We start from the raw sequence: 23,277 nt of genomic DNA, 5'->3' as shown, positions 1-23,277 counted from the left end.
TAGCCGCCGTGCCGGCCGGCCCCGACCGGGCTGCCGCCGCGCCGTTCGCCGGAGCGTCGGCCACCTCCGGCTCGGTCACCCCTGCCCCGGCCGCCGCCGTGCGGGCTGCTCCCGTGTCGGCCACCCCTGCGCCGTTTGGCCCAGCGTCGGCCGCCGCCGCGTGGGCCGGGCCCGCACCGGCCACCCGTGCTCCGGTCGCCGCCGTGCCGCCCGGCCCCGTGCCGGCCGCCGCGTCGTTCGGCGCAGCGACGGCCACCCCCGCATCGGTCGCTCCCGCGTCGGCGGGCGCCGGGCCGGGCGCCGCGCCGGGCGCCGTCCTCGCGCCGGAGCCGCGGGTCCACGGGGGTGCTCGGGAGTCCGACACCGAGCACGCGGTGCGGGGCGGGCACGCCGTTCCGGCGCCGGGGCATCCCGCGCCGGTCGCGGAACCCGTGGCCGCGCCGGTCGCGGCCCCCCGCCCCGGCCGCTGGATGGCCCTGCCGGAACCCGCCGTCCGGGAGCGGCCCCGCCCCGCCGCGCCCGGTACGGAACCGGCGGCCCCGTACCGGCCCCCGGCCCTCGCCGAGTTCGGCGCCCGCGGCGCGACCCTCGCCCCGCAGGAGCCGCCGCCCGAGCCGGTGGTGGTGCCGTTCCCGGAGCCGGCCGCGTCCACGCGCAGCGCCGGGTGGACGCCGTTCCCCGAACCGGCGGAGCCCGCGACGCTCCACGACCGCACCCCCGTCAGCGCCGTGCCCGAGCCCGTCCGCGCGGGACACGACCCCGCCGCGCGCCCCGAGCCGTGGCCGGCCCCGAGGGAGCGGGCCCCCGAGGGCGCGGCGGGCGCCGGCGCGTCCCGGTACGGGGTCGAGGCCTGGCCCCCGGTCGCGCGGGCGGCGCCCGACGACGACGTTCCCGCCCCCGGGCCGTGGCCCGTGGCGGTCGTCCCGCACCCGGAGCCCGACCCGGAGCCCGCCGCGCACGACGACGAGCCCGACCCGGAGCCCGCCCCGGAAGAGCCGTACGCCCGGTCCGACGCGGAGCCGTGGCCCGCCGCACCCGGGACCGGGGTGCCCGGCCCCGGGGTCGCCGACCTCGTCGCGCGCGCCGTCGAGCGCGGGATGGGGCTGCGGCACGTGGACGGCGACGCCGACACCGCGGGCCTCCCGACGTACGCGCCCCCCTCGCGGGGGACGGCCGTCACGGACATCCCGGTCCACCTCCCCTTCCTCGCCCACCCCAGTCCTCCCGCCCCCACCGCCCCGCGCCCCGCCGCCGTCCGCGCGCCCCGCGCCGCCGCCGGCCGCCGGGTGCCCCGGGGTGACGACCGGCTGCGCGAGCACCGGGGTCCGGTCCTGCCCGGCTGGATCGCCGTGGCCGTCGGGGGCCTCGCCCTGGCCGGCTGCGCGGCCGTCCTGCTGCGGGCCGGGGTGGTGCCCGCCCCGGTGGTGGCCGCCTTCGGGGTGACCCCCCGCGCCTACCAGGGGCTGCGGGCCACGCACTGGCCCCCGCTCGCCTTCCTCGGCATCGTGACCCTCCTCGCGCTCGGCGGCCTGGGCCGGGCCAAGGCGGGCCACGCCTGGGTGCTCACCCTCTTCGGGCGCTACCGGGGCACGGTCCGGCGTACGGGCCTGACCTGGATCAGTCCGCTGCTGCTGCGCCGGCGGGTCGACGTACGGCTGCGGCACTGGCGCAGCGAGCCCATGGCCGCCGTCGACTGCGGCGGGCTCGCGCTGCGGGTCGTCGTGCAGGTCGTCTGGCAGGTCAAGGACACCGCCCGCGCCACCCTCGCCGTCGAGGACCACACGGAGTACCTCGCGGAGCAGGTGGAGTCGGCGATGGCCCGGGTGCTGTCCCAGCTCCCGGCCGACGCCTTCCACGAGGACGCGCCGACCCTGCGCGACGCCGAGGCCGTCGGCGACGCGTTGACGCGGATGCTCGCGGCCGAAACCGAGGCGGTCGGCATCGAGGTGTTCTCCGCCCAGCCCACGCGCATCGAGTACGCCCCCGAGGTGGCCGAGGCGATGCGCCGGCGGCGGGTCGCGGCGATCGACGCCAAGCACCGGGACACCGTGTTGACCTCGGTCGTCGACGCCGTGGACGACACCGTCCGACGGCTGACCTCGCGCGGGATCGTCGAGCTCGACGACTACGAGCGCAAGGCCCTGGTGAAGGACCTCACCGTCGCCTTCTACACCGGGCGTGGTGACCAGTAACGGCGGTCCCACGGGCGCGACGCGGAAACGGATGGCCGGTACACACCGGACCATCCGTTTTCGCATTGGTATAGACATGGCCAACTCCCGTCAATACTGTGGGACTTGGTCTAGACCTGAAACCGTCCTGTTCAGTCTCAGTCGTCTCCCGCACGAGTCATCCCCAGGCGCGCGCACGCTCCCGTCCGACTCGTGACGGCCCCCCACGCCCAAGGAGCAGCCCCATGCGTCCGTTCCGCATGCCCGCACGTCCGTCGTCCCGTCCCGCCCGCGCCGGCGCCGCGGCCACGCTCGGTCTCGGCCTCGTCGCCGGCGTCGCCCTCCTCGGAGCCCCGAGCGCGAGTGGCCACGGCTACACCGACACCCCGATCAGCCGCCAGAAGCTCTGTGCCAACAAGACCGTCTCCGACTGCGGGCCCATCCAGTGGGAGCCGCAGAGCGTCGAGGGCCCCAAGGGCTTCCCCGCGCTCGGCCCCTCCGACGGCACGATATGCGCCGGCGGCCACGCCGAGTTCGCCCAGCTCGACAACCCGCGCGGAGGCAACTGGCCCGCGACGTCCGTCACCTCCGGCCAGGGCTACAACTTCCGTTGGCAGTTCACCGCCAACCACGCCACCACCGACATCAAGTACTACGTCACCAAGACCGGCTGGGACCCGACCAAGCCCCTCACCCGCTCCGCCCTCGACCCCCAGCCCTTCCTCACCGTCGCCTACAACGGCGCCCGCCCCGCCATGACCACCACCCACCAGGGCGCCCTGCCGAGCGGCAAGACCGGCCGGCACATGATCCTGGCGGTCTGGACCGTCCACGACACCCCGATGGCCTTCTACGCCTGCTCCGACGTTCAGTTCTGACGTAACGTCAGCTAACCTCCGGCGGCATGCGGAGGACGACTGCGCCCGAGACCGTCGCTGAACTCATCGCGTGCCAATGGGGAGACCCGCGGCCCGGACTGCTGCACGGGGCCGACACCGTGCGCACCCCCGGGGCCGCCGCCGTGCCCGCCGCCGGGGCCGACACCGGCGCGGTCACGGGCGCGCCGCCGGGTGCGGTCACCGTCCTCGACCGCCACCACTACGCGTGCGGGGCCGCCGCCCGCGCCGCGCTCCTCGTCGACCTCCTGCCGAGGGGCGCGGAGCCGCACGTGGGGGTGCTGCTCGACAACACCCCCGAGTTCCCCCTCTGGCTCGGCGCGGCGGCCCTGGCCGGGGCCGCCGTCGCCGGGATCAACCCCACCCGGCGCGGCCCCGAGCTGGCCCGCGACATCCTGCACACCGACTGCCGCGTCCTGATCACCGCGCCGGAGCACCTGCGGCTGCTGCGCGGCCTGGACCTGCCCGGCGTACGGATCCTCGTGACCGGCACCGAGGAGTACGCCGCCCTCCTCGCCCCCTACGCCGCCGCCAAGCCGGGCGAGGCCCGCTTCGCCCCGCCCGCGCCCGGCACCCGCTTCCTCCTCTACTTCACCTCCGGCTCCACCGGCGCCCCCAAGGCCGCCATCTGCGGCCAGGGCCGCGTCGCCGCGGCCGGCCACGCCCTGGCCCGCCGCTTCGGCACCACCCCGGACGACGTCCACTACGTCTGCATGCCGCTCTTCCACGGCAACGCCGTCATCGCCGACTGGCTGCCCGCCCTCGCCGCGGGCGCCCCGGTCGCGCTGCGCCCGCGCTTCTCCGCCTCCGCGTTCCTGGACGACGTACGCGCCTACGGGGCCACCTACTTCACCTACGTCGGCCGCGCCGTGCAGTACCTCCTGGCCACCGAGCCCCGCGCCGACGACCGCGCGCACCCCCTGCGCCTGGGCTTCGGCACCGAGGCCGGCGCCGTGGACGCCGCCCGCTTCGAGCGGCGGTTCGGCGTCCGTCTCGTCGAGGGGTACGGGGCCACCGAGGGCGGCGCGTCCGTCCAGCTCACCCCCGACACCCCGCCCGGCGCCCTCGGCCGGGCCGGCGACGGGGACGACCTGGCCGTCGTCGACCCGGAGACCGGCCGCGAATGCCCCGCCGCCCTCCTCGACGCCGAGGGCCGCCTGCGCAACGGCGACGAGGCCATAGGGGAGCTGGTCAACCGGGGCCGCAGCCTCTTCGAGGGCTACTGGCGCAACCCCGAGGCCCAGGCCGACCGCACCCGCGACGGCTGGTACTGGACCGGCGACCTCTTCTTCCGCGACCCCGAGGGCTTCCTCTACTTCGCCGGTCGCACCGACGACCGGCTGCGCGTCGACAGCGAGAACCTGGCCGCCGCCGTGATCGAGAACATCCTCGCCCGCTGGGAGGAGGCCGTGGCCGTCGCCGTCTACGCCGTCCCCGACGAGGCCGCCGGCGACCAGGTCATGGCCGCCCTGGTGCTGCGCGGGGGAGCCCGCTTCGACCCCGGGGCCTTCGCCGCCTTCCTCGCCGCCCAGCCCGACCTCGGCACCAAGATGGCCCCGCGCTACGTCCGGATCCTCGACGCGATGCCCGTCACCGCCACCAACAAGGTCCACCGGGTCGCCCTGCGCCGCGCCGGCTTCCTGTGCCCCGACCCGCTCTGGCGGCGCGCCGCCGACGGATACCGCCCCCTCGACCCGCCCGCGCTGGCCGGACTGCTCGCCCGGTACGAGGACCGGGGCCGCCGCCACCTGCTGGAACGCTGATCACGGGCGCCCGGCGGTAATGGTTTGGAGCACCCCCGGGGACCAGGTAGTATTTTCTCTGTCAGGCGCCGCTAGCTCAGTTGGTTAGAGCAGCTGACTCTTAATCAGCGGGTCCGGGGTTCGAGTCCCTGGCGGCGCACCTGTACTTCGGGCGGTTTCCGGTTCACCGGGAACCGCCCGAAGTGTTTCCCGGCCCTGTCCGGCCCTTCGGCCCTTCGGCTCCGCCCCGGCTTCCCGGTCTCAGAGCGTGAGCGACAGCAGCAGCGGGGCGGCCTTGCGGTTGAGGGTGTCGGCCGCGGCGCGCAGGCGGTGGGCGTGCTCGACGGGCATCGACAGGGCCAGGCAGCCCACGGCCGCACCGGCCGTGATCGGTACGGCGGCGCAGACGGTGCCCACCGCGTACTCCTGGAGGTCCAGCATCGGGACCGTCGCCGGCTGGCTGTCCAGCTTCGAGAAGAGGATGCGCTCGTTCACGATCGTCTTCGAGGTCAGGCGGGCGATCTTGTGGCGGGACAGGTGGTCGCGCCGCGCGTTCTGGTCGAGCTGCGTCAGCAGGCACTTGCCGACGGCGCTCGCGTGGGCCGCCGAGCGGAAGTCCACCCACTCGTGGACCTTCGGGGTGCGCGGGCTGTCGGCGAACTGGGTGATGCGGACCTCGCCGTCCACGTAGCGGCTGATGTAGACGGCCGCGCCGACGGAGTCGCGCAGCCGGTCCAGGGTGTCCTGGAGCTTCTCCTGGAGGGCCTGCTGCCGGTCGACGCCGGAACCGAGCAGGACGAGGGAGTCCCCTATGGCATAGGCGCCGTCGGACACCTGGAGGACGTAGCCCTCCCGACGCAGCATGAGCAGCATCGGGGCGAGATGGACCGCCGGCAGACCGGTCTCACGCGCGATCTGCACGTCGGTCACACCACCGGTGTGCCGCGAGATCGTTTCGAGTACGCGCAGGGCGTACTGCACCGAGTGGAACGGCGCGGTCGGCTCGGGCTTCAGCGCCACGGTTTCCCCCTACCAGGTTGTTACCGCCTGCCGTACCACGATAGCCACCAAGAGGCGCACGTGGAGCGTCTGTTGAAGAGATTGATGGCTTAATCAAGTCCCTCTGCCTGGATCTACCCTTCTGGCATATGCCAGCGGCACGCCCACACGCGGCCGCGTCGGGAATGCCCGACGGAACCGCACGGTTCCACCCATTCGACGCGCAAGGAGCGCACGAGCCGAACGGGACGGGAGCGACGATGAGCGACACCGAGGACGCGGGCCGACGCGCGGACGGGAACGGCACGGACGGCGGCGCCGCGGAGGCGATCCGGGGCGTGGTGCGGGGCGAGGCGCCGGTGCCGCTGTCGGTGCTCGACCTCGTCACGGTCGGCAGCGGCAGCACCGCGGCCGCCTCGCTGCGCACCAGCGTGGCGATATCCCGGCTCGCCGAATCCCGCGGCTACCACCGCCACTGGGTGGCCGAGCACCACTCCATGCCCGGGGTCGCCAGCTCCTCCCCGGCCGTGATCCTGTCCCACCTCGCCGCCCACACCACCCGGATCCGGCTCGGCTCGGGCGGGGTCATGCTGCCCAACCACGCCCCGCTGGCCGTGGCCGAGCAGTTCGGCACCCTGGAGGCGTTCGCCCCGGGCCGCGTCGACCTCGGCCTCGGCCGCGCCCCCGGCACCGATCCGCGGACGGCCGCCGCGCTGCGCGGGCCCGGACGGCTCGACGAGGCGGCGGACGACTTCCCCCGGCAGCTTGCGGAGCTGACCCGCTTCCTCGACGACGACTTCCCCGACGGGCACCCGTACTCCCGCGTGCACGCGGTCCCCGGGCCGGTGCAGGGCTCCGTCGGGCGGCCGCCGATCTGGCTGCTGGGCTCCTCCGGGTTCAGCGCCCGCCTCGCGGGGGAGCTGGGGCTGCCGTTCGCGTACGCCCACCACTTCTCCGCGGCCGGGACCCTGCCGGCCCTCGACCTCTACCGGCAGAGCTTCCGGCCCTCGGCCGTGCTGGACGCCCCGTACGCCCTCATCGGGGTCGCGGCGCTGGCCGCCGACACCGAGGAGGAGGCCCGCGCCCAGGTGCTCACCGGCGCGCTGTCGATGCTGCGGCTGCGCAGCGGCCGGCCCGGACTGGTGCCGACGCCGCAGGAGGCGGCCGCGTACCCCTTCTCGCCGCTGGAGCGGGAGTTCGTCGACGGCTGGATCGCCAACATCGTGCACGGCACCCCCGACGAGGTGCGCTCGGGACTCGACGCCCTGGTGAAGCGGACGGGCGCCGACGAGCTGATGCTGACCGCCAACGCCCACAGCGGGGAGGCCCGGTTGCGCTCGTACGGGCTCGTCGCAGATGCGTACGGGTTCCCGACGGAGGGATCGACTCCGGCTTGAGCGAAGACCAACGGGGTTTGGCTGGTTTGTTGCCGAAACCTTGCCGAGGGATGACCTAAGGCAACCTTAAACCGCTCGTCACCCGGGGTGGCGGGCGGTTTTCGTATTGCCTCCAGCCGTCTGACGAGCCAATTTGCGCGTCGAGTGGTCTAGTCCTTCTTTGGTCCAAACCATTGACTGGGGCCCGCGGTGATCGCTATCACTTCTCTCACCTGAAGCTGATGCCCTTACCTCCCACCCCCCGGAGGCAGTTCATGCACATCCGTAAACCCCTCATCGCGGCCGCCGCCACGGCCGCGCTGGCCGCCGGAGCGCTGGCCACCTTCGCGGGGCTCGGCACCGCACAGGCCGCGCCCGTCTCCCCGACGGTCAGCAGCGGCGGCGTGAAGATCGCCTATTACGACCAGTGGAGCGTCTACGGCAACGCCTTCTACCCCAAGCACCTCGACACGCGGGGCATAGCGGGCAAGCTGGACGTGATCAACTACTCGTTCGGCAACATCCACCCGACCAACCTCACCTGTTTCGAGGCGAACAAGGCGGCGGGCGACGACAACAACCCCAACGCCGGTGACGGCGCGGGCGACTCGTACGCCGACTACCAGAAGTCCTTCAGCGCGGCCGACAGCGTCAGCGGGGTCGCCGACAAGTGGGACCAGCCGATCGTCGGCGTCTTCAACCAGTTCAAGCAGTTGAAGGCCAAGTACCCGCACCTGAAGATCAACATCTCGCTGGGCGGCTGGACGTACTCGAAGTACTTCAGCGACGCGGCCAAGACCGACGCCTCCCGCAAGAAGCTGGTCTCCTCCTGCATCGACCAGTACATCAAGGGCAACCTGCCCGTCGAGGGCGGCTTCGGCGGTCCGGGCACGGCGGCCGGGATCTTCGACGGCATCGACATCGACTGGGAGTACCCGGGCTCGTCCGGCGGCCACCTCGGCAACCACTACGCCCCCGAGGACAAGCAGAACTTCACCCTCCTGCTCAAGGAGTTCCGCGAGCAGCTCGACGCCTACGGCCAGGCCAACGGCGGCAAGAAGCTCATGCTGACCGCGGCCCTCCCGGCCGGCCAGGACAAGATCAAGTACATCGAGACGGACAAGATCGGCGCGTACCTCGACTACGCGAACATCATGACGTACGACATGCACGGCGCCTGGGACGGCGACGGGCCGACGTACCACCAGTCCCCGCTGTACTCGCCGGCCGGCGACCCGACCGACCCGATCGCCCCGGGCACCCAGAAGTACAGCATCGACAACGCCATCGACTCCTGGATCGACGGCAACCCGGCCTACGGGATCGCGGGCGGCTTCCCCGCCAACAAGCTGACCCTGGGCTACGAGTTCTACTACCGCGGCTGGAAGGGCGTCCCCGCCGGGGCGAACAACGGCCTCGCGCAGAGCGCGACCGGCGCCTCCGGCGCCCGTCCCACCAGCCAGCAGGCCGGCATCGCCAACTACAAGGAGCTCGGCGGCATCGTCGACAACGCGGCGACCACCTACTGGGACGACCAGGCCAAGGCCTCCTACTTCTACAAGGACGGCGAGTTCTTCACCGGCCTGAACCAGAAGTCCATCCAGGCCCGCGTCGACTACGGCAAGCAGCGCGGCCTGGCCGGCTCGATGATGTACTCCCTGCTCGGCCTGGACGCCAACACCACCCTGCTGAACCAGATCTCGGACGCGATGGGCGGCGGCACGCAGCCCCCGACCACGCCTCCGACCACGCCTCCCACCACCCCGCCGACCACGCCCCCGACCACGCCTCCGACGACGCCGCCCACCACGGGCTGCACCGCCGCCGCGTACGTCGCCGGCCAGGTCTACACGGGCGGCACCGAGGTCTCCCACAACGGCCGCAAGTACAAGGCCCAGTGGTGGACCCAGAACGAGGTGCCCGGCACCACCGGTGAATGGGGTGTCTGGAAGGACCTCGGCGCCTGCTGATCCCCCCACCCCGCGCCGAGCGCCGAGCCGCCCTACCCCTCCCGAGGGGGTGGGGCGGTTCCGGTTTCCGCGAAGCGCGCGCGGCCGGTCGGGGCGATCATCTCGGCGATCCGCTCCGGGGCCACGGCGCGGGAGTACAGCCAGCCCTGCCCGGTGTCGCAGCCGACGCGGCGCAGCCGGGCCGCCTGGCCGGCCGTCTCCACGCACTCGGCGGTGACGGTCAGCCCGAGCCGGTGCGCGAGCTGCACCAGGGCCTCGACGATGGTCTCGTCGGCCGGGTTCGGGTGGGCGCCCTCCTCGTAGCGGAAGCCGCGCACGAAGGACCCGTCGAGCTTCAGCACGGACACGGGCAGCCGGCTCAGGTAGGCCAGGTTCGAGTAGCCGGTGCCGAAGTCGTCGATGGCGATCCGCACGCCCATGTCGCTCAGGGCCTGGAGCGCCTGGAGGGGCCGCCCGGCCGAGCCCATCACCGCGGACTCGGTCAGCTCCAGCTGGAGCAGCTGCGGGGCCAGCCCGGTCTCGGCGAGGATCTCCGCGACGTCGCCCACCAGGTCGGAGTCCCACACCTGGCGCACGGCCACGTTCACGGAGACGAAGACGGGGCAGTCGCTGGGCTGTTCGATCTGCCAGCGGCGCGCCTGCCGGCAGGCGGTGCGCAGCACCCACTGCCCCAACTGCACGATGGAGCCGTCCTCTTCGGCGATGCCGATGAACCGATTCGGCGTCAGGACGCCGAACTGCGGGTGCCGCCAGCGCACCAGGGCCTCGACCCCGCGCACGGTGCCGCTCTCCAGGTCCACCAGCGGCTGGTACTCCAGCTCGAACTCACCGCGCTCCACGGCCGGGCGCAGCGTGCTCGACAGGGCCTGGCGTGTCATGCGGTGCGCGTTGCGCTCGGGGTCGAAGAGCGTCCAGCGGGCCTTGCCGTCGGCCTTGGCCCAGTACAGGGTCGTGTCGGCCGCCTGCATCAGCCCCGTCGCCGAGGTGCCGGCCGCGTCCCGCTCCACCACTCCGATCGACGCGGACACCGACAGGCGCTGCCCGGCCAGGTCGAAGGGCTCCTGCACGGCGGCCAGCACGCCGCGCGCCAGGTCCGTGAGCTGCTCGGTCCCGGTGGACTCCTCCACGAGGAGGGCGAACTCGTCGCCGCCGAGCCGGGCCACCAGGTGGCCGCCCGTACGCCCGTACCCGGACCGGTCGGCGCACTGGGTCAGCCGGGCCGCCACGGCGGTCAGCAGCCGGTCGCCGACGCGGTGGCCCAGGGTGTCGTTGACGGCCTTGAAGCCGTCCAGGTCCAGGTAGCACAGGCCGATCCGGCCGGTGCCGCCGCCGGGGCCGTACGAGGGGGCCTCCAGCGCCGCCTGGAGCCGCTCGAAGAACAGGGCCCGGTTGGGCAGCCGGGTCACCGGGTCGTGCATCTGGAGGTGGCGCAGGCGGGCCTGGAGGTCGCGCCGGTCGCTGATGTCGGCGACCGACAGCAGGACGTCCCCGGTGCCGGGGACCGGGCCGAGGGTGACCTCGGTCCACAGGGAGTGCCCGTCGGGGTGCTTGAGGCGGCGCGTGCAGCGCAGTCGGGCCTGCCGTCCGCGCAGCACCTCCTGGTACGCCTGCCAGGTGCGGGCCTCCGCCGCCAGGTCCACCAGGTCGGCGGCGCTCCGTCCGGCGAGTTCGTCCGCCCCGGTGCCCAGCAGCGCGGCGAGTGCCTGGTTGGCGGTGATGACCTCGCCGTCGCGACCGACGACGGCCATCGCCAGGTGGGCCGCGTCGAAGGCGGCCCGGTAGTCGTGTGCGGCGTCCGGCACGGCCGGCACCGCCTGGTGACGCTCCGTAAGGGCCGATCGGATGCTGCCGGCCGCCGAACCGGTCCCCTCTGAGGTTCCGCTCACCGTTGGCTCCCGCAGTGCTCGTGAGTGTCCGTGCAGGAAAGTGTGCCGATCATAGAGGCCGGCGGGAGGCGCTATCCAGCCACGTCGCCGTGTGGAACAAGGTCCGTCGCCGTGCTGACGCCCCACGGGGGCTCCGTCGGGGGACTGCTGACGGGGTGTCGGGTCGGGGGAGTGTGATCGTTTCTGTGCGGCTGTGAGCGCATGGCGGCGATGCCTGATCCCGGCTGACCGATAGTGACGGCCCGTAGGCAAACCTGCGTATGGGCCAGGTCACCGGCTTGCCGCATCGCTCACTCGTGTGGGGCAGCGGAACAGGACATTAATAAGACAATCGCCTCAAGGTGGACGAGATGGTACGAATCCACCACCGGAGGTCGATGTGCCGCGACAGCAGACACCCGGGGGAGTGGACCGTTCCCGCGTCCGAAGTGCGGCGGCCGTCCTCACCTCGATGACCGCGCTCGCCGCCATGTCGCTCGTCGCCGGCCCGGCGGTGGCCGACACCGGGGCCGCCCCCTGCGCGCTGACCCGCACGGCCGCGCACCACTCCCTCGGGGTGGACACCTGGAACGGCGCCTACCCCAAGCCCGAGCGCACCCTCGACGCGGTCATGGTCTTCCTCTCCTTCCCCGACCACCGCCCCACCGTCGGCACGGAGGAACTGACCTCCGACTACTTCCCCGCCACCAGCGAGTTCTTCGCGCGGGCCTCCTACGGCCGCTTCCGCCTCGCCTCGCACCCGATGAAGCGGTGGGTCCCGATGCCCCAGCCGTCGACGGCCTACGGGATACAGCGCGACTGGGCCCCCGAGGGTCGGGCCGCCTACCTGCGGGACGCGGTCGCCGCCGCCGACGCGGAGGTCGACTTCAGCGCGTACGACGTCGTCTACTTCGTCGCCGACCCGAACGCGCCCGGGGTGGACTCCGACGCGACGAAGGTCGTCAACTTCGACCGCCCCCTGCGGGCCGACGGCACCGACCTGCGCCGGATCGTCACCGTCTTCGAGCGCCACCCGCCCGACCGCAACGTGCTCGCGCACGAGACGGGGCACGTCTTCGACCTGCCCGACCTCTACCACCGTCCGAGCGACGGCAAGGGCGACTGGGACACCTACGTGGGCGACTGGGACGTCATGGGGAGCCAGTTCGGCATGGCCCCCGACCTGTTCGCCTGGCACAAGTGGAAGCTGGGCTGGCTGGACTCCTCGCAGGTCGACTGCGTACGGTCCGGCACCTCCCTGCACACCCTCCAGCCCCTCGGCCAGGCCCCGCCCACCGGCGGTACGGGCGGGACCCGTCTCGCGGTCATCCGCACCGGTCCGGGCAGCGCCATCGCCGTCGAGGCGCGGGGCTCCGCCGGCAACGACGGCGACACCTGCACCGAGGGGGTGCTCGTCTACCGGGTCCGCAACGAGGCCTCCTCGGGCGGCGGCCCGATCGAGGTGCTGGACGCGCATCCGGGCACGGAGGCCTGCTGGGACCGCTCGGTGTACCCGCCGCTCGCGGACGCGCCGCTGGAGGTCGGGGAGACCTTCACGGTGCCGGGGGAGCGGATCACCATCGAGGTCGCGGACCGGACCCAGTCCGGGGCGTACACCGTGAAGATCACCACGTAGACGCTTCCGGCGGGATGGTGGAACCGCGGTCCCGCCGGACACGAAGAAGGCCCCCACTCCGAAGAGTGGGGGCCTTCTCCCGTCTGTGCGCCGCCAGGGACTCGAACCCCGGACCCGCTGATTAAGAGTCAGCTGCTCTAACCAACTGAGCTAGCGGCGCTTGCTGACGAGGTAGACATTAGCACCCCGGCCGCCGAGAGGAAAAATCGATGCCGGTCAGCGGGCCGCGTGCAGGAACGCCCAGAGCAGCGAGTCCGGGCCCGGCAGCCAGGGAAGACGGGTGTCCGGGGCCACCAGCCAACGGGACGGACCGGGGGGCGGCGTCAGGGCCGGCACCGTCACCGCGTCCCCGTGGCCGTGGCACAGCGGCGTCGGGGCGCCCGGCCCCCACTCCTCCCAGGCCAGCAGGGCCGGCAGTCGCTGGGCGGTGCCCGGGGTCGCGAACAGCAGCATCCGCCCCCGGTGCACGGCGGCCGGGCCGGAGCCGGGGCCCCGCTCCCAGAGCAGGTCCAGCATCCGGCGGCCGAGGACCAACGGGACGTTGACGACGTCGAAGGCGGTCCCGCAGGGCAGCACCGCGGGGGAGGCCGGCCGGTTCTGCCAGGCGGCGAGGGTGGCGCGCGGGTGCGCGGACGCGGAGGCCAGCCAGGCGGCGCCCTGCGGGGTCACCTGGCCGACGGGCGCGGCGTGCGCGTCGAGGCCTTCGAGGGCGGGACAGGTGGCAGCCGTCAGCGTCGTCATATGCCATGGTCTACCCGGCGTAGCGACCCGGTTCCTCGGGGTTACCGAAAACCGGGACAGGGGTGCGGCCGGCGGTGTATGTTGCGCCGCGCATATGCCGCGGGCCGATGGTCGGGGCGCCCGGCCCCCCCGGTGCCCCGCGTGCGGGCGGGGCGAGGGGGTCGGCGGGTCGGGGGCGTCAGTCGAGGTCGGGGGCGGTGCCCCGCTGGAGGTCCTCGCCGAACTCGATCATCCTGCGCGCGTAGTCCTCGGTCCAGTCGGCCGCCGCGGCGATGGCGTCGGGCGCAAGCCGGTCGAACCGTCGGGGGTCCGCGAGCTGGGCGGCGGCCAGGGCCTGGAACTCCACCGCTCTGTCCTGCGCGGCCCGGAAGGCGAGCGCCAGCTCGGTGGCCCGGGCGAGCAGCTCGCGCGGGTCCTCGATCGACTCCAGGTCGAAGAAGTGCTCGGGGTCCGTGGCGGCCTCCGAGGGCTCGAAGAGCAGCGGCGCGGGCCGCAGCCTCCGCTCGGTCCGCTCGGGATCTGCCATGCGTGTCCTCCTGCTGGGCGTGCGAAAAGCTTCCGGGCCACCCACCATTGTCCAACGCCGCGCAAGAGTGCGGCGGGTCACAGCGTGACGGGCTCCTTGGCCAGCGCCGCGACGTCGTCCAGCACGCCGGTCAGGCGGTCGGCGAAGTCCTCCGGGGCCTCGAAGCCCTCGGGTCCGATGAGGGCGTTGACGCCGGGGACGGCCAGGGAGCGCGCGGCGGGCAGCATGCCGACGCGGGTGAGCACCGGGAGCAGCATCTCGGCGGCCGGGGCGCCGCCCGTGGGGCCCGCGCTGTAGCTGACGAGGCCGACCGGCTTGCCGTCCCACTCGCGGTAGAGGAAGTCGATGGCGTTCTTGAACGCGGCGCTGAAGCCGCCGTTGTACATCGGCATCACGAAGACGAAGGCGTCGGCGGCCTCGACGACCGCGCTCCAGTCGCGGGTGTGCTGGTGGGTGTAGATGCCGCTGGAGGCGTACTCGGGCTCGTCGAGGAGCGGCAGGGCGATGTCGGCGAGGTCCACGGGGGTGACCTCGAAGGCGCCGTGGGCGCGGGCCTGCTCGGTGACCCAGCGGGCGAGCGGGCGGCCGGAGGAGGTCGGGCGGGTGGCGGCGGAGACGACGTGCAGGCGGGTCATGGGGTGAACTCCCTTGAGGGTCCGGTGTGGTGTGCCGGACGCATGATGGTGGTTGACGTGTCACCCAGCAAAGCCACACCCGCATGATGTGTCAACTACCTTGTTGACACATCACCGACCTGGTTGGAGTGGATCCATGACCCGAGACCCCGATCCCGCGCCGCGTTGGCTCACCGAATCCGAGCAGCGCGCCTGGTACGCCTGGCGGCGGATGTTCCCCCTGGTCAACGCCGGGATCGCGCGAGATCTCGGGCAGGACAGCGGGCTCTCCGAGGCGGACTACGACGTCCTGTCCGTGCTCGGCTCCACCGAGGGCCACCGCACCAGGATCAGCGCGCTCGCCCTTCTCATGCAGTGGTCGCGCAGCCGGCTCTCCCACCAGCTCACCCGGATGGAACAGCGCGGCCTGGTCCGCCGCGAGGAGGTGGCCTCGGACGGACGCGGCGCGCAGGTGGTGCTCACCCCCGCCGGCGTGGGGGCCATCACCGAGGCGGCGCCGCTGCACGTGGAATCCGTACGCCGCCACCTCATCGACGTCCTCACCCCCGAGCAGCTCGCCACCCTCGCGGAGGTGGGCGAGACCCTCCGGGCCCGGCTCGGCGTCGCCCGCAAGGAAGTCGACTGACCCTCCGGCGTTCCTCCACCGGGTCTGTGCGCGCCGTCCGTCGGTCGCGGGGCGGGGCGGGGCGTGGGTCGTGGGTCGCGGGTCCGGGTCGTCCCGACGGCTCAGTCGCGGATCAGCATGACGACGAACCCCGCCACCAGGCCCGCCAGCACCCCGAGCAGGGACAGTCGGGGGCGCGACTCGCGCAGCACGGGCAGCAGGCGGTCGACCGCGAACCGGCCCGGCCCGGTGAGGGTGAGGGCGACGATCCCCGCGAACAGCACCACTTCGAGTTCCACGCCCTTGGGCGGGAAGTAGTGGCTCAGCCCGCGCACGTCGAGGATGTTGACGAAGACGCCGATCAGCGCCGCGCCGGCGAGCGGCGTGAACAGCCCGAGCGCCAGGGCCAGACCGCCCAGGGTCTCGGAGAGCCCGGCGATGACGGCCATGGCGTCCCCGGCGGGGTACCCGGCCATCGAGAAGCCCTTGCCGGTCGCGCTCAGACCCGGACCGCCGAACCAGCCGAAGAGCTTCATCGACCCGTGGCCGGCCATCGTGAGGCCGATGACGATCCGCAGCAGCAGCAGTCCGACGTCGTGCGTGACGGTGCCGGTGGGGACCGCTCCGGCGGGATACCCGTACCCCACGCGGCCTTGCCGTTCGTACGCCATGGACGTCCGTCCTTCCGTCACCGGTGAGCGACGGCCACCCTATGACGCCCGCCCGGAATGTCCGTCTCGCGACATCGCGGGACCGTGCCGTCGACCCGTTCGGCCGCAGCGGCACCACCCCTCAGGGCCGCCACGCCACACGGTGCTCGGACAGGTGTGCCAGCACGGAATGGTTCGCCTCCCAGCCGTCCGGGAACTTGACCGTCACCCCCAGCTGCACCGGGTCCGTCGAGGGGTGGTCGTCCAGGAGCTCCGCTATGCCCGCCCGGGCCACCACCACGCAGGCGTGGCGGTGCCGCGAGGCCAGGACGCACAACCGGCCCGTCTCCAGGTGGAACGCCGTCGCGTCCGGTCGCCCGGACAGGGGGTGCAGCACCACCGTGAGGTCGTACTCGCGGCCCTGGAGGCGGTTCGCGGTGTCCACGGTCACCCCCGCCACGCCCAGCGCCGCCAACGCGGCCCGGACGGCGGCGGCCTGGTCGCGGTGGGCCGTGCCGACCGCGATCCGGTCCGCCGTCAGCGGGACCGGACCCGGAGCCTGCTCGTCGGAGGTCACCGCGCCCCGGTCCAGCGCCCGCCGCACGACCAGCGCCACCGCCCGCACCGCCTCCGGATCCGTGCGCGGGGTGTGCCGGGCCGGCAGCTCCAGCAGGCCCCAACCCGACTCGGCGGCCTCGTCCAGCACCCGGTCCGGGCCCGAGCCGTCCCCCGCGACCCCGTACGAGAGCCGTCGCTCGCCCGGGCCCGTACCGCTGCGGAAACGGCTGTACGGGTAGAACGCCCGCGACACCAGCGGCGCCGCGCTGGCCGGGAGCCGCCACGACACCGGCAGCCGGTGCTGCGGCAGCTGCGGGTTGTGCGCCAGCAGGGTGGACACCGCCGACGCCGAAGGGTCGTAGGACAGCCCCGCCCACTGCTCCGCGCCGACCACGCTGAAGGGGTCCAACTGCCCCGGATCGCCCACGAACAGCGCCCGGTCGAACAGCCCGGCCACCGCCAACAGCGCGTCGGAGCGCATCTGGTACGCCTCGTCGACGATCGCGTGCTCCCAGGGCTCGACGTCCTTGACGTAGGCCCACTTCGCGGCGGTGGAGATGGTGATCGGCAGCTCCGCCAGGTCCGCGGGCTTCGCGGACAGCGTCACCGAGGGCAACTCCCGCAGCGCCGGATCGTAGGCCTCGCCGTCACTGCTGTGCAGCCGTCCGACCTTCAGCTCCGGATCCTTGTCGGCGAGCCGCAGCACCAGGTCGTCGACCTGGGCGTTCGTCTGCGCGACCACCATCAGCCGGCGCCCGGCGGCGGCCAGCTCCCGGGCCGCGCGCACCACCAGCGTGGACTTCCCGGCCCCGGGCGGGGAGTCCACGACCACACCCCGCTCGGTGCCGTGCAGGGTGTCGCGCAGGATGGCGGCGGTCGCCCGGGCGGCGGCCGCGCCCGGGTCGAAGCCGGCGTCGGGGGCGGGATCGGAACCGGGGCCCAGGGCCCGGACGGAGACGGTCACAGGAGGTCCTCGTCGGTGACGGAATCGGGCAGCGCGGCCGAGCCCGGCAGCCCGGGCGGGCCGCCGTGCGTCCAGGGGGTGTTCTCCGGGTCGGGCAGCTTCGGGCCGCCCCGCGCGTCGTGCTCGAACAGGGTCCAGCACACCCGGTCGCCCTTCTCCGGGACCGAACCCGGCACGGGCTCGCGGCCCGCGCCCATCTTGTCGAGGACGCGCAGCACCAGCCGTCCGTCCTCCTCGACGCCCACGAACGCGAACGCCTGCTGCCGGCCGTCCAGCGAGCGGTAGACCTTCCCGCCACCGCCCTCCGCGAGCTGCGGCCGGTCCTCGGTGGCCACCGTGACCAGCGGGCGCGGACGGGGCCGCTTGCCCTCGGTCCACTCCATGACCACCTCCGTCACCTCGCCGGCGAAGGCCTCGCCCGCCAGCCGCCGCCCCGCCATGACCAACGGGTCGTCCAGCGCCTCCTGGGCGTCGAGACGGACCTGTTCGGTCTCGCGGGTGGAGAGCTTCTGGGCCGCCGTCACCGCGTCGTCGCGGCGCGGCTGCGGCGGCTCGCCCGCGCGCACCCGGTCGCGGTGGCCGGTGAACGACCAGCGGTCGCGGGTCCAGCGCTCCTCGGTGCGCTCGCCGGCCGGCAGACCGCGCAGCAGCGCGACGGCCTCCCAGGTCTGCCGCCAGGTGTTCTCCATCTGGCCCCGGACCAGCTCCCGGACCTCCCGCTCGGCGGCCCCGACCGCGGCGCCCGCCTGTTCGGCGCCGCCCTGGGCCGCGGCGCGGGCCGCGTCGAAGCGGGCGATGGCCGGGGCCAGCAGCCGGTTGTCGAAGGCGGGATCGGTGGCGGGGCCGGCCGGCGGGACCAGCAGTTGGCCGTCCGGACCCCGCTCCAGTTCGGCGCGCAGCGCCCACCGCGCCCCCGACACCCCCTCGGGCGGGGCTATCCAGCCCAGCAGGGCGCCGAGGTGCTGGTCCTCCAGGTTGCTCTGGCCGGTGGCCCAGTGCCGGCCGAGGAGTTCGGTCGCGGCCACCAGCATCGAGGAGCCGGGCACGCGGGCGCGTTCGCCGAGGTGCGTGAACCAGCGCCCCAGCAGCGGGACCCGGGTCGGCACCGGGTAGGGGTTCTCCGGGTCCTCCTCGGCGGTCCGCCGGAAGCGCATCGAGCGGCCGAGGAGGCGTACGTACTCCACGCCCGCGCGGCTCGGCACGACGATCTGCGGCGCGTCCACGCACAGTTCGGCCTCGACCTTGACCTTCCGGCCGGTCTCCGGATCGGTCTCGGTGCGCTCGGCGGGCTCGACGACGTCCGCGTACGCCTCGACGTACGGCATCACGTGCTCCGCCAGGGCGGCCAGGAACTGCCAGCGCAGGTCGCGGTCGCGCGGCTGCGGGACGACCAGCACGGCGGGGTCGTGCGGATCGGTGCCCACCATCACGCCGAGCGGGGCGCCTGCCTCACCGGCCGTGGTCAGGGGCACGAGGACCAGCGGGTTCTCGCCCAGGTGGCGGTGGCGGACGGTCGCCAGCGGCCGGGCGCGCCCCGCGCGGACCGCCTCCAGCCGGGCCAGGGTGCTCATCAGGGGCATGCGGGGGGCTCCGGGACGTGCTGCGGGGACCGCGCGGCGGCCTGCTCCAGGGCCTCGGCGCGCAGCCGTGCGGCCCGGCGCAGCGCTTCGGCGGCGGGATCGTCGGGGTCGTGGACTTCGGGGGAGTGGGGGTCGTGGGCGTCGGGCGGGGTCCCGCAGGCCGCGGCGAGGGCCGCCTCGACGGTGGTCAGTCCGCCCAGCTCGCCCCGTACGGACCGGCCCAGCGCGGTCGGCTCCCCGGCGGCGCGGGCCCGTTCGCGGCAGTGGAAGGCCAGCTCGCAGGCGGCCAGGCACTCGGGGGCGTAGGAGGCGGAGACGGCGGAGACGGCCGCGGTCAGTTCCTCGGCGGGGCGGGCCGGATCGAAGGTCAGTCCGGCCGGCAGGGCGGCGGCCAGGTCCTCGACCCGGGTCAGCCGCTCCAACTGGCGCAGGGTGACGGCGCGTTCCCGGCGGATGTCGACGAGCGCGGCGGTGGGCAGGTTGGAGAAGTCCTTCGGGCACACGAGCAGCACCCGGTGGCCGACCTCCGCCCGCTCCAGCTTCGCGGCGGTCCGCTCCAGGGCCAGCGCGTACACGGCGGCCTGCCGGGCGGCGGCCCCCACCTTCGCGGCGTCGGCGGCGCCGTCGATCATCGGGAACGACTTGATCTCCACCACGGTCCAGCGGCCGTCGGGGTGCACGACGACGGCGTCCGGCTCCAGGTAGGCGGGGGTGCCCGCCACCTCCAGGGCGAGCATGGGGTGGTCGAGCAGGGTCCACGTGCCGGCGGCGGTGGCCTCCCGCAGGGCCAGGGCCGTCCGCGCGGCGCGGCCCTCGGGGCCGGCGGCGGTGAGGTCGGGCACCCGGTCCGCGGCGCCGGGCGGTTCGGCTTCCGGGTCGAGGCGGGAGTGGACCAGCCGCAGCAGTTCGGCCCCGCCGTCGGCCTTGACCTTCGCCTCGAAGGAGTTCCCGCGCACGATGGCGAACTGGGACTGTCCGAAGGAGGCGGGCGAGCCCAGGGCGGTGGCGAGCGCCGTCTTGTCCACGCCGGCGCCGTCGAGCAGGGCGCGTCTGCCGCATCCGGGGTTGGCGGCGAGCGCGGCGAGCGCCCGCGCGTCGAGGGGACGGGGCGGAACGGCGGGGCCGCGCAGGTCGGCGAGCCGCTGCCGCAGGGTCGTGTGGGGCGGGCCGCCGGTCGGGTAGGAGCTCACGGGCGGAAGTGTCCCATCCGCCACTGACAATCGTGGTCGTAAGGCCGAAACGCACGCGCTGTTCGCCCGCCGGTCCGGGTCCGGACACGTCGGGGTCCGTCCCGTCGTGGGCGCTCGCGTCCCCGCGTGGGCGGTCCGTCCCGCACAGGCGGGGCCGGTGGGGTGGGCGGGCCTGGTGGGTCCGGTGGGGCCGGTGGGTCCGGTCGTCGTCGAGCGGGCCGCTGCCGGGGCCCCGTACGGTGTGGATCTTCGTCGGGTGGTCGGGCGGTCGGGCGGTCAGGCCACCGGGCTGTCGGGTCACCGGGGTGGCGGGTCGCCGGATCGTCGGGCGTCGCCTCGTCGGGGCGTCCGTCCGACGATGGTGTCCGGCCACGTCGTGGATGATGGTCTGACGAGCCGATCGCCCGATAGTCGCGCGAACCCCTACGGACCGGGAGAAACATCCATGGCCCCCCGCATCCTCCTCGCCCGCCACGGTCAGACGGCCTGGTCGAAGCTCGGCAAGCACACCGGACGCACGGACGTGCCGCTGCTGGAGGAGGGCAGGCTCGGCGCCAAGCAGCTCGGCGAGCGCCTCGCCCGGGACCCGTGGGCGAGCCTGCGCGGCCTGGAGGTGCGCACCAGCCCCCTGGTCCGCGCGAGCGAGAGCTGCGACCTCGCCGGCTTCGGCGCCCAGGCCGACGCCTGGGACACGCTCATGGAGTGGGACTACGGCGACTACGAGGGCATGACCCCCGCCGAGATCCAGGCCGTCCGACCCGGCTGGCTGATCTGGCGCGACGGCGTCCCCGGCGGCGAGTCCGTCGCCGACGTCGCGGCGCGCGCGGACGAGGTGGTCGCCTGGGCGCGCTCGGCCGAGCGGGACGTGCTGGTCTTCGCGCACGGTCACATCCTGCGCACCCTCGCCGCGCGCTGGCTCGGCTTCGAGGCCTCCTTCGGCGCGCGCATCCGCCTCGACCCCACCTCCCTGTCGGTCCTCGGATGGGCCTACGGCGCCCCCGCGCTGGAGCGCTGGAACGACACGGGCCACCTGGAGGGCTGAACCCCGGCCGCCCGGCCGCCCGCCCCGTCGCCCGGGCCCGCGCGCCGCGGCGCCGGGTCAGGCCTGCGCGTGCCGGGTCAGGAAGGCGCCCACGCGCGGGGAACGCTGGTGCGGGACCAGGACGCGGGCCGTCTCGTTCAGCATCGACCGGATCCGCGTCGAGCGGACCTCGGTGAGCAGGTCCAGCACCCGGCCCCCCGCCCAGGCGGCCTCGTCGGGCGCCCCCGCCCGGGCCAGGTCGTCGGCCAGCTCGGCGGTGTAGAGCGCCACGTTCCGCGCGAAGTGCGGTTCCTGGAGGTCGGCCGCGCGGCGGGCGTGCCGGGCCGCGCGGGCGTGTTCCCCGAGGGCCGCCCAGCAGCGGGACTCCAGCGACTCCAGTTCGGCCTCGCCGAAGAAGGACATCCACTCCGGGTCGGCGGTCGAGGGGCCCCGCGAGAACTCGGTGTGCGCCCGCGCCAGCGCCTCCTCGCAGGCCTTGCGGTCGCCCAGCCCCGCCCAGCCGCCCGCCTCCCGCAGCGCCAGCAGCGCCAGCAGCCGGGGCGAGCCCAGCGCGCGCGCCGCCCGCCGGCCCGCCTGGGCCGCCCGTACCGACTCGCGCGGACGCCCGCAGTCCCGGGCCAGGAAGGCCATGTTGCTGAAGGCGTGCGCCTCCAGGCCCGCGTCGCCCGCCACCCGGGCGGTGGCCAGGGCCTCGGAGTAGTGGGAGCGGGCGTCCTCGTACCGGCCCGAATCGTGCGCGAGCCAGCCCACCGAGACGGCCAGCTCGCCGGCCCCCGCGTGCAGCCGGTCCTCCGTCGACTGTCGGGTGGCTCCCGCGTCGAGCAGCGCGTAGGCGGTGCGCAGCGGTTGGGCCGCCCGCCGGTAGAGGGCGTCGGCGCCGTGCCGGTCGTCCAGCAGCCGGATCTGGCGGACGGCGTCCTCGACGGCGGCGGCCTCGGCCTCGCCGGCCCGGGACGGAAGCCGGCGGGCGTCGCCGAGCAGGGTGAGGCTGAGCGTCGCGGCCGCCACGGTCGCGGATCCGCCCGCCATGAACGCGCGACGCAGCACGTCGCTCTCCTTGGAACGGTGGGGGGAGGGGAGGGAGCGGACGTACGGGGCGGGGGCGTCGGCCGCGGGCGGCGCGGACACCGCCCGCCGGCCGGAGCGGCCGCGTACGGCCTCGCGCGGGGCGAAGCCGAGGTCGGTCAGGGTGCGGCCGGGGAACATGTGGAGGAAGACCCGCTCGTAGGCGTAGTTGGGGCAGCGGATCTCGCCCGACTCGACCCGGCCGATGTAGCGGGCGTCGCAGGAAACCGTTTCGCCGATCTCCCGGGCCGCCCTGCGCACCAGGGCCGCGAACTCGGCCGGCGAGTGCCGACCGCGCAGTCGCCGGAAGGAGGAGTTGGGTGAGTGGGGGGACGCCGCCATGGACGTGGCCTCTCTGGGCGATCTCTGGGCGATCTCGGGTTGCCCCGGCCGTACTCGGCTTCGCTTCCGGCGCGGGGCGCCGGCGCGCACGAAACGTACCGCCGCCGGAGAGGGCTCCACACGGTGTTTGGCTACAAAACGGATATCTCACCCGCGATCCGCCATGAACTGCCATCCTTTGCGGCGTCTTGCCGCCGCACCTGTTGACGCCCCCGTGCGTTGAACCCATGCGGATACGGATCGAGGAGGGGTTCCCCTTGGTGGAGGCCGGCATGGACAGCATTGGAACGAACACCGCGCCCGAGCCCGGCGTGACCCCGGTCCCGGCTCAGGCCCCCGACCTGGTCACCGTCCCCGCCCGGCAGGGGCTGGAGGCCGTCGACATCATCCGGCGGGGCGCCGGCCACACCGCCCCCGGCGTCGGCCCGGTGCTCCACGACGGTTCCGGCGCCACCCTCGGCTTCCTCGTCCCGCCCGGCACCGCCGACGCCTGGGACCTGCCCGGCAGTGCCTGTACGCAGACCAACGGACGCGGCATGCGCTTCGGCGACCTCGCCTCCCCCACCGCCGGCTGTACGGGCTGGCTGCTGCCGCCCGAGGCGGTGGGACCGGTCACCGATCCGGAGGTGCTGCGCGCGGCGCTCGGCGAGGCGGCCCGCCTGATCGAGGCGGCCGACAACTGCCGCTGAGGGGCGCCGGCCGATAATGGGGGCGTGGCAGGGAAG

General features: G+C 74.3%; 18 protein-coding genes, 2 tRNA genes and 1 pseudogene. 10 read left to right on the top strand and 11 right to left on the bottom strand.

Annotation, left to right across the window (positions count from 1 at the left end; translation table 11 throughout):
* Positions 1-203 precede the first annotated feature (203 nt).
* From AB0D01_RS09190 to AB0D01_RS09175, 4 genes are all read left to right on the top strand, one after another.
* The gene (locus AB0D01_RS09190) at positions 204-2,192 is read left to right on the top strand and encodes an SPFH domain-containing protein (protein WP_363054448.1); all 1,989 of its coding nucleotides are present in this window, start codon (positions 204-206) and stop codon (positions 2,190-2,192) included.
* Between the two features lie 239 nt (positions 2,193-2,431).
* Entirely contained in the window at positions 2,432-3,049 is a 618-nt protein-coding gene (locus AB0D01_RS09185; protein WP_363054539.1) for a lytic polysaccharide monooxygenase, read from the top strand.
* A 26-nt stretch (positions 3,050-3,075) separates the two neighbouring features.
* Positions 3,076-4,830 (top strand): AMP-binding protein, encoded by a 1,755-nt coding sequence (locus AB0D01_RS09180; protein ID WP_363054446.1) that lies wholly within the window; start codon positions 3,076-3,078, stop codon positions 4,828-4,830.
* Between the two features lie 65 nt (positions 4,831-4,895).
* Positions 4,896-4,969: transfer RNA gene (locus tag AB0D01_RS09175), tRNA-Lys, on the top strand.
* Between the two features lie 101 nt (positions 4,970-5,070).
* Here AB0D01_RS09175 and AB0D01_RS09170 read toward each other — a convergent pair.
* Positions 5,071-5,829 carry an IclR family transcriptional regulator C-terminal domain-containing protein gene (locus AB0D01_RS09170; protein ID WP_363054445.1) on the bottom strand — a complete coding sequence of 253 codons (759 nt, stop codon included), beginning with the start codon at positions 5,827-5,829 and terminating at the stop codon, positions 5,071-5,073.
* Positions 5,830-6,068: 239 nt separating this feature from the next.
* On the opposite strand from AB0D01_RS09170, the gene AB0D01_RS09165 reads away from it, so the two are divergent.
* Positions 6,069-7,205, top strand: coding sequence for an LLM class flavin-dependent oxidoreductase (locus tag AB0D01_RS09165; protein WP_363054443.1), 1,137 nt, complete (start codon positions 6,069-6,071; stop codon positions 7,203-7,205).
* Between the two features lie 254 nt (positions 7,206-7,459).
* A complete protein-coding gene (locus AB0D01_RS09160; RefSeq protein WP_363054441.1) occupies positions 7,460-9,154 on the top strand; it encodes a glycosyl hydrolase family 18 protein in 1,695 nt (564 codons plus the stop codon).
* Between the two features lie 32 nt (positions 9,155-9,186).
* Here the strand turns inward: AB0D01_RS09160 and AB0D01_RS09155 are convergent, their stop codons facing one another.
* Positions 9,187-10,956, bottom strand: a complete 1,770-nt coding sequence (locus tag AB0D01_RS09155) for a bifunctional diguanylate cyclase/phosphodiesterase (RefSeq protein WP_363054440.1) — start codon at positions 10,954-10,956, stop codon at positions 9,187-9,189.
* Positions 10,957-11,419: 463 nt separating this feature from the next.
* On the opposite strand from AB0D01_RS09155, the gene AB0D01_RS09150 reads away from it, so the two are divergent.
* The gene (locus tag AB0D01_RS09150; protein WP_363054439.1) at positions 11,420-12,655 is read left to right on the top strand and encodes a M6 family metalloprotease domain-containing protein; all 1,236 of its coding nucleotides are present in this window, start codon (positions 11,420-11,422) and stop codon (positions 12,653-12,655) included.
* 86 nt (positions 12,656-12,741) lie between these two features.
* Here the strand turns inward: AB0D01_RS09150 and AB0D01_RS09145 are convergent.
* The 4 genes and pseudogenes from AB0D01_RS09145 to AB0D01_RS09130 form a co-directional block, all read right to left on the bottom strand.
* A tRNA-Lys gene (locus AB0D01_RS09145) sits at positions 12,742-12,815 on the bottom strand.
* Positions 12,806-13,396, bottom strand: a pseudogene (locus AB0D01_RS09140) (bifunctional DNA primase/polymerase). The gene AB0D01_RS09145 and the pseudogene AB0D01_RS09140 overlap by 10 nt, the downstream one beginning before the upstream one ends.
* A gap of 178 nt (positions 13,397-13,574) precedes the next feature.
* Positions 13,575-13,922, bottom strand: coding sequence for a hypothetical protein (locus AB0D01_RS09135; RefSeq protein WP_363054438.1), 348 nt, complete (start codon positions 13,920-13,922; stop codon positions 13,575-13,577).
* Between the two features lie 77 nt (positions 13,923-13,999).
* Positions 14,000-14,557, bottom strand: a complete 558-nt coding sequence (locus AB0D01_RS09130) for an NAD(P)H-dependent oxidoreductase (RefSeq protein WP_363054437.1) — start codon at positions 14,555-14,557, stop codon at positions 14,000-14,002.
* Between the two features lie 136 nt (positions 14,558-14,693).
* Between AB0D01_RS09130 and AB0D01_RS09125 the strand changes: the two genes are divergently transcribed.
* Complete coding sequence (locus tag AB0D01_RS09125) at positions 14,694-15,182, top strand: MarR family transcriptional regulator (RefSeq protein WP_363054436.1); 489 nt, start codon at positions 14,694-14,696, stop codon at positions 15,180-15,182.
* A 101-nt stretch (positions 15,183-15,283) separates the two neighbouring features.
* Here AB0D01_RS09125 and AB0D01_RS09120 read toward each other — a convergent pair whose 3' ends face one another.
* From AB0D01_RS09120 to AB0D01_RS09105, 4 genes are all read right to left on the bottom strand, one after another.
* The gene (locus AB0D01_RS09120; RefSeq protein WP_363054435.1) at positions 15,284-15,832 is read right to left on the bottom strand and encodes a DoxX family protein; all 549 of its coding nucleotides are present in this window, start codon (positions 15,830-15,832) and stop codon (positions 15,284-15,286) included.
* A gap of 121 nt (positions 15,833-15,953) precedes the next feature.
* A complete protein-coding gene (locus AB0D01_RS09115) occupies positions 15,954-17,333 on the bottom strand; it encodes an AAA domain-containing protein (RefSeq protein ID WP_363054434.1) in 1,380 nt (459 codons plus the stop codon).
* Complete coding sequence (locus tag AB0D01_RS09110; protein WP_363054433.1) at positions 17,330-18,913, bottom strand: hypothetical protein; 1,584 nt, start codon at positions 18,911-18,913, stop codon at positions 17,330-17,332. Before AB0D01_RS09110 ends, AB0D01_RS09115 begins: the two co-directional genes overlap by 4 nt.
* Positions 18,904-20,103 carry a hypothetical protein gene (locus AB0D01_RS09105; protein WP_363054432.1) on the bottom strand — a complete coding sequence of 400 codons (1,200 nt, stop codon included), beginning with the start codon at positions 20,101-20,103 and terminating at the stop codon, positions 18,904-18,906. The genes AB0D01_RS09110 and AB0D01_RS09105 overlap by 10 nt, the downstream gene beginning before the upstream one ends.
* Before the next feature lie 445 nt (positions 20,104-20,548).
* On the opposite strand from AB0D01_RS09105, the gene AB0D01_RS09100 reads away from it, so the two are divergent.
* On the top strand, positions 20,549-21,145 hold the full coding sequence (locus AB0D01_RS09100) for a histidine phosphatase family protein (protein WP_363054430.1): 597 nt from the start codon (positions 20,549-20,551) through the stop codon (positions 21,143-21,145).
* 57 nt (positions 21,146-21,202) lie between these two features.
* Here AB0D01_RS09100 and AB0D01_RS09095 read toward each other — a convergent pair whose 3' ends face one another.
* Positions 21,203-22,552: a tetratricopeptide repeat protein gene (locus AB0D01_RS09095; protein WP_363054429.1), complete on the bottom strand. Its 1,350-nt coding sequence runs from the start codon at positions 22,550-22,552 to the stop codon at positions 21,203-21,205.
* A 272-nt stretch (positions 22,553-22,824) separates the two neighbouring features.
* On the opposite strand from AB0D01_RS09095, the gene AB0D01_RS09090 reads away from it, so the two are divergent.
* The gene (locus AB0D01_RS09090) at positions 22,825-23,241 is read left to right on the top strand and encodes a hypothetical protein (RefSeq protein ID WP_363054428.1); all 417 of its coding nucleotides are present in this window, start codon (positions 22,825-22,827) and stop codon (positions 23,239-23,241) included.
* Positions 23,242-23,277 lie beyond the last annotated feature (36 nt).

Origin of the sequence: Streptomyces sp. NPDC048606, from assembly GCF_040650855.1 — a bacterium.
Taxonomy (GTDB): domain Bacteria; phylum Actinomycetota; class Actinomycetes; order Streptomycetales; family Streptomycetaceae; genus Streptomyces.
This window is presented reverse-complemented; position numbering and strand designations above follow the sequence as displayed.